We start from the raw sequence: 6,204 nt of genomic DNA on the forward strand, positions 1-6,204 counted from the left end.
AGCGCTGTCACGGTGGTGGTCTTGCCCACCCCACCCTTTTGATTGGCTACTGCCCAAATTCGCACAAAGCGTCTCCGTGATTGGTCCGCCACACTGATAGGGTGTCGGCCATCTGATCGGTTTCTTGAGTGTGGCGGAGCCGGTAAGGGTCCTTCCTGGCCTGGGTTCCGCGGCAATCCTTTGCCCGCTCCGCGGTTTCCAAAACGGGATACAGGATTCGTGCCAGCCTGGCCGTTCCGGCTAGCGCATGACACCCCGGATACTGGCATCCCGGGAAATCAGCAGCACCACCCTACGGTTGCGGCTGCGACCCTCGGCGGTGTCATTGCGGGCCAGCGGCTGATACTGGCCATAACCTACCGCCGCCAGCCGTTCCGGTTCCACACCTTCCATTATGAGCACCCGCACCACCGCTGCAGCGCGCGCAGCGGACAACTCCCAGTTGGAGGGGAAGCTGGCGGTGCGGATGGGCAGGTCATCGGTGAAGCCCTCGACGCGAACCGCGTTATCGCGGCCCTTGAGCACACCGGCAATGGTCTCGAGCAGCTCGAAGGCATCGAAATGCGGCTCGGCGTCGCCGCTGCCGAACAGCAGGCTGTCCCGCAGGCTGAGTTCGATCCATTCATCGCTGGTTTCCAGGGTCACCACGCCCTGATCAATCAGCTCGTCGAACTCCAGCGCCAGCTGGTCCGCCATGGCTCGCAGGGCCTGGGTACGATTGATCTCATCGCCGGCGCCGGCGTCGTTTCGGGGCGCTTCGGTGACGGCGGGGTTGATCACGTCCGGATTGGTATTGGCAATGGCTCGCGGGTCGAACTCCCCCACCTCGACGGGATTGACCGAGCGCTGGGGGGCGTTGAAGACCCCTGTGAGGGTGTCGGAGAGGACCTTGTATTTGCCCTCGTTGACCGAGGACACCGCGTACATCACCACGAAAAAGGCGAACAGCAGGGTGATGAAGTCCGCGTAGGACACCAGCCAGCGTTCCTGATTGTGCAGGTCATCCTGCGGTAGGCGTCGCCGTCTCATAACTCACCCAAGCCCGGACCGGCAGGTCCGTGCCTCACTGTATGAAGCCGCGCAGGCGCAGCTCGATGGACCGGGGGTTCTCACCCTCGGCAATGGCAATGATGCCGTCGATCATCATGTCTTCGTAGCGGGAACGCTGGCGCACCAGCGCCCGCATCTTGTTGGCGATGGGAAAGAACAGCAGGTTGGCCAGGGCAACGCCGTAGATGGTGGCCACGAAGGCGGTGGCGATACCGCTGCCCAGGCTGCTGGGATCCTCCAGGTTGGTCATCACCTGGATCAGGCCCATGACCGCGCCGATGATGCCAATGGTGGGGGAGTAGCCCCCCATGGCCTCGAATACGCGGGCGGCGTCCAGATCCCGGCTCTCGCGGGACTCCAGGTCCACCTCCAGGATGCTGCGGATGGATTCGGTCTCGGCGCCGTCCACCAGCAACTGCAGGCCCTTGCGTGCGAACCGCTCGGGCTCCCGCTCCGCCATGCCCTCAAGCCCCAGCAGACCCTGCTTGCGGGCCTTGACACTCCAGTCGATGACCTTGCCCATGCCGTCCTCCAGCCCCACATGGGGCGGCAGGAAAACCCAGCGCACCTGGGCGAATGCCCTGCGCAGGGTGGGCCAGGAGGTCTGCAGGATGGTGGCCGCCAGGGTGCCGCCAATGACGATCAGCGCCGCCGGGCCATTGAACAGGGACGCCAGGGCGCCGCCCTCCAGCAGATTGCCGCCGAGGATGGCGGCAAAGGCCAGGATGATGCCCAGGAGGCTGAGGATATCCATCAGATCACGGCCTCCACCAGACGACGGCCGACATCCTCCAGCGCCAGAATCTCGTCGGACAGACCGGCCTTGGCCACGGCCATGGGCATGCCGTAGATTACCGAGGTTTTCTCATCCTGGGACCAGACCACCGCGCCGGCCTGCTTCATCATCCGGCAGCCTTCCTTGCCGTCAGCGCCCATGCCGGTGAGGATGACCCCCAGGGTCTTGCCGGGAAAGCTGCGGGCCAGGGAGCCGAAGGTCACATCGACACAGGGCTTGTAGTTCAGGCGCTCGTCGCCGGGCAACACCCGAACCCGTGCCTGGCCGCCGCGGTTTTCGATCATCATCTGCTTGCCACCGGGGGCCAGTAGCGCCAGACCGGGCCGCAGAAGATCGCCCTCTTCGGCCTGGCGGACCTCGATCTGGCAGAGCTTGTTGAGCCGGTCCGCAAACGCCGGCGTGAAACTGGCGGGCATGTGCTGCACCAGCACGATGGGGGCCGGAAATCCGGCGGGCAGCGCGGTCAGCACCCGCTGCAGGGCAATGGGGCCGCCGGTGGAGGTACCTATGGCCACCACGCTGAATGACCGGTGCGCGGCCCGGCGACCGGTCGCCCGGCTCGATTCCGGCGCCGGCGCGGGTGCTGGCCGCTCCGGCGTGGCCGGTCGTTCCTGGGTCGGCCGGAGGCTCTGTCTGGTGGGTGCGGCCGGGGCCGGAGCCACCGGGGCCGGCCGGGATGCCGGCTGGCTGCGCGCCACGTCCAGAATCCGCTGGCGCAGGATCCTCTGCAGCTCGCTGTTGTCGCGGGCGATTTCCTCGAAGTTCTTGGGCAGGAAGTCCACCGCGCCGGCCTCGAGCGCGTCCAGTGTCACCCGGGCGCCTTCGTAGGTCAGCGACGAGAACATCAGGACCGGCACTGCCCGGCGCTTGAGAATTTCCCGGACCGCGGTGATGCCGTCCATGACCGGCATCTCGTAGTCCATGGTGATGACGTCGGGGCGGAGTTTTTCCGCCATCTCAACGCCCTCCCGGCCGTTGCTGGCAACCCCCACCACCTCGATGCTGCCGGAGGCGTTGAGAATTTCAGTCAGGCGCTTGCGGAAGAAGCCCGAATCGTCGACCACCAGGACAGAAACCGTCATCTACTTCTCCTCAGCACGGATTCATGCCCTCCGGTTCAGCCGTAGCGCTGCAGCAGGCTGGGCACATCGATGATCAGTGCGATGCGGCCGTCCCCGGTAATGGTGGCGCCGGCCATGCCGGGGGTGCCCTGCAGGGCGCGGCCCAGGGGCTTGATCACCACCTCTTCCTGACCAATCAGCTGGTCCACCACAAAACCCACGCGCTTGGTGCCCATGGCCACGATCACCACGTGACCGCTCTTGGGAGCGGGCTGGCCGGCGGCACCCTGCACCAGCCAGCGCTTGATGTGAAACAGCGGGAACACCTTGTCCCGCACCACGATGCACTCGCGGCCATCGACGATGTTCTTCTTGGTCAGGTCGAGGTGGAAGATTTCCACCACGTTCACCAGCGGCAGCGCGAAGGACTGATCCCCCAGCATGATCATCAGAGTCGGCATGATGGCCAGGGTGAGCGGTACCTTGATGACGATGCGCGAGCCCTTGCCCAGCTCCGACTCCACATTGATCATGCCGTTGAGCTGGCCGATCTTGGTCTTGACCACGTCCATGCCCACACCGCGTCCGGAGACATCGGAAATCTGCTCCTTGGTGGAGAAGCCGGCGGCGAAGATCAGGTTATAGCATTCGGTCCTGCTCAGGCGGTCGGCGGCATCCTGGTCGTAGATGCCCTTCTCCACCGCCTTCTGGCGCAGCTTGTCCGGGTCCATACCGGCACCGTCGTCCTCGATCACCAGCAGGATGTGATCACCCTCCTGCTCGGCGGACAGGGTGACAGTGCCGGTGCGGGGCTTGCCGGCCTTCTCACGGACTTCCGGCAGCTCGATGCCGTGGTCCACCGAATTGCGTACCAGGTGAACCAGCGGGTCCGACAGGGCCTCCACCAGGTTCTTGTCCAGATCGGTGTCCTCGCCGTGCATCACCAGGTTGATTTCTTTCTTGAGACTGCGGGCCAGGTCCCGGACCACCCGGGGGAAGCGGCCGAACACCTTCTTGATGGGCTGCATGCGGGTCTGCATGACCGCGGACTGCAGGTCGGTGGTGACCACGTCCAGGTTGGAGACCGCCTTCTGCATGTGCTCGTCTTCGCTTTGCGAGCCCAGCCGTTGCAGGCGGTTTCGCACCAGCACCAGCTCGCCCACCATGTTCATGATGTCGTCCAGTCGCTTGGTGTCCACCCGCACTGTGGTTTCCGCCGCCGACGCGGCGTCACGGGGCGGCGCCGCCGGGGCAGGGGCGGCTGCCGGCTCGGCCCTGCCACCACCGGCCTTGGCGGGCTCGGTTTTTTTCGGCTCAGGCTTCTTGGACTCCGGCTTCTTGGGTTCCGGTTTTTGGGCTTCGGGCTTCTTGGCTTCCGGTTTGCCGGCCGGGGCGCCGGCGGTGGGGCTGCCGCCGCGGCCATGGAGCTCATCCAGCAGGCTTTCAAATTCGTCATCGGTGATCAGGTCGTCGCCACCGCCACCGGCCTTCTGGTCGCCGGCCGCGGACGACGCGGCCTCCTGCCCGGCCACCGGGCCTGAGAACTTGCCCTTGCCATGGAGATCGTCCAGCAGGGCCTCGAACTCGTCGTCGGTAATCTCGTCGCTGTCGCTGCCGCCACCGGAGGCGGACTCCTCCGCCGCCTTCGGCTCATCGCCGCTGTCGCTTCCGTCGAGGGCATTGAGCAGCTGCTCGAACTCTTCGTCGGTAATGTCCCCGCCGTCGTCAGCCGACGCTTCCTCGCCTTCCTCGCTGCCGGAATAGGATTCGGCGGGCTCGGCTGCGGCATCCTCCGATGCGGGCTCGGCAAAGCGGTCCAGTGCCTCAATCAGTTCATCCGGGGCGGGAGTGGGTTCTTCCCGGTTGCGGACCTGCTCGAACATGGCGTTGACGTAGTCCAGCACCGGCAGGACCACATCCATGAGCTCCGGGTCCACCCGGCGCTTGCGGTTGCGCAGGGTGTCAAAAACGTTCTCTGCCGAATGGCAGCAGTTGACCAGGGCGTCCAGCTGCAGGAAGCCGGCGCCGCCCTTTACGGTGTGAAAACCCCGGAAAATGGCATTGAGCAGGTCGCTGTCGTCCGGATTCTGCTCCAGGTCCACCAACTGCTCGGAAAGCTTTTCAAGAATTTCACCGGCTTCCACCAGGAAGTCCTGGAGAATCTCGTCGTCAGCGTCAAATGCCATGGAACAACCTCATTTAGAAACCCAGACTGGACAGAAGGTCATCAACGTCGTCCTGACCGGACACCACATCGGCCCGTTCGGCCGCACGCATCTGGGGACCCTGTCCCTTCTCAGGGGATTCTTCCTCGGGCGCTGTTATGTCGTGGACCGTGCCGGTGATCTTGTCCACATGGCTGGCCATGACCACCAGGCTCAGCAGGTGCTCCTCCACCTCCTTGACCAGGGTGGTAACCTTCTGGATCACCTGGCCTGTCAGGTCCTGGAAGTCCTGCGCCAGCAGGATTTCGGACAGGTTGCCGTACATGGCGTCGGCATCATCGGCCATGGTGACGAAGAAGCTGTCGATGCGGCCGTACAGGTCGCGGAATTCCTCAGGTGCCATCTCCCGGCGCCGCAGGCGCTGCCAGTCGTCACGGAGGGCCTGAGCCTGCTCTCGCATGGCGTTGGCCCGGGGCATGGCATCCTCCACCAGGTCCATGGTGCGGTTGGCGGCATTACTGGTCATCTTTACCACATACTCGAGGCGGTCGGAGGCGTCCGACATCTTGGACAGGGCCTCCTGTTGCTCGGGATTCTGCGGGTCGATCTGGAAGTTGCGAATCGCCTCGTGAAGGCTGCGGGTCAACCGCCCCACTTCACGGTACAGGCTCTGATCCCGGACCTCGTTCAGGTCATTAATAAGCCGCATTGCCTTGGCATAGTCGCCAGCGTTAACCTGCTCGACGAGTTCGCTCGCCTGCGCCTTCAGCTTCTCCGTCACCTCGGCATCGAGGTGCGGATTCTTTGTCTTTCTGTTGCCCATGAGCGCTCGCTCGGCCTTTTCCAAACTGGGTACTTACTGCATACGCTCAAAGATCTTTTCGATCTTCTCTTTGAGCACAGCAGCGGTGAACGGTTTGACCACGTAACCGTTGACGCCCGCCTGGGCCGCAGCAATGATCTGCTCGCGCTTGGCCTCGGCGGTCACCATCAGGACCGGCAGGGTCTTGAGGTTTTCGTCGGCCCGCACTGCCTTGAGCAGCTCCATGCCAGACATGCCCGGCATGTTCCAGTCGGTCACCAGAAAGTCGTATTTGCCGCTTTTCAACATGGGCAAGGCGGTGTTGCCATC

At 64.2% G+C, this 6,204-nt stretch carries 6 protein-coding genes; all 6 read right to left on the reverse strand.

What is annotated here, in order from left to right; all coding sequences use genetic code 11:
- Positions 1-240 precede the first annotated feature (240 nt).
- Positions 241-1,029 carry a flagellar motor protein MotD gene (gene motD / locus R3280_RS15615; RefSeq protein ID WP_318999536.1) on the reverse strand — a complete coding sequence of 263 codons (789 nt, stop codon included), beginning with the start codon at positions 1,027-1,029 and terminating at the stop codon, positions 241-243.
- Between the two features lie 34 nt (positions 1,030-1,063).
- A complete protein-coding gene (locus R3280_RS15620; protein ID WP_318999537.1) occupies positions 1,064-1,804 on the reverse strand; it encodes a flagellar motor protein in 741 nt (246 codons plus the stop codon).
- Positions 1,804-2,928: a chemotaxis response regulator protein-glutamate methylesterase gene (locus R3280_RS15625; RefSeq protein WP_318999538.1), complete on the reverse strand. Its 1,125-nt coding sequence runs from the start codon at positions 2,926-2,928 to the stop codon at positions 1,804-1,806. The genes R3280_RS15620 and R3280_RS15625 overlap by 1 nt, the downstream gene beginning before the upstream one ends.
- Before the next feature lie 35 nt (positions 2,929-2,963).
- The gene (locus tag R3280_RS15630; RefSeq protein WP_318999539.1) at positions 2,964-5,093 is read right to left on the reverse strand and encodes a chemotaxis protein CheA; all 2,130 of its coding nucleotides are present in this window, start codon (positions 5,091-5,093) and stop codon (positions 2,964-2,966) included.
- 13 nt (positions 5,094-5,106) lie between these two features.
- On the reverse strand, positions 5,107-5,895 hold the full coding sequence (locus R3280_RS15635; RefSeq protein WP_318999540.1) for a protein phosphatase CheZ: 789 nt from the start codon (positions 5,893-5,895) through the stop codon (positions 5,107-5,109).
- A 33-nt stretch (positions 5,896-5,928) separates the two neighbouring features.
- Positions 5,929-6,204 (reverse strand): response regulator (locus tag R3280_RS15640; protein WP_318999541.1); only part of this gene is annotated, 276 nt, incomplete at its 5' end.

It is taken from the genome of Marinobacter sp., assembly GCF_033722195.1.
Taxonomy (GTDB): domain Bacteria; phylum Pseudomonadota; class Gammaproteobacteria; order Pseudomonadales; family Oleiphilaceae; genus Marinobacter.